Raw genomic sequence first — 238 nt, forward strand, 5'->3', positions numbered from 1 at the left:
TGTGGGAGCCGGCCTTGCCGGCGATGAGGGCTACACTGTCGGCAAGTCGACCACGAATCTGGTCCAGCCCCCAGCCGATTCGCCATGAATACTCCCCCCGTGCGCCTGCACGATCGAGCGGGTAATCGCCAGTCCCAATCCCGCATGCTCACTGCTGCCTTCGCGCCGCGCCGGATCCGCCCGGTAGAAGCGGTCAAACAACTTCGGCAGCAGCGCCGGGTCAATCGGCTCCCCCCCG

1 pseudogene is annotated in these 238 nt (G+C 66.8%); it reads right to left on the reverse strand.

From position 1 onward, the window contains the following. Nucleotides 1-30 precede the first annotated feature (30 nt). Nucleotides 31-238: pseudogene (locus UW3_RS30035) on the reverse strand (ATP-binding protein); the annotation flags it as partial.

This window comes from Pseudomonas donghuensis, from assembly GCF_000259195.1.
Lineage (GTDB): Bacteria > Pseudomonadota > Gammaproteobacteria > Pseudomonadales > Pseudomonadaceae > Aquipseudomonas > Aquipseudomonas donghuensis.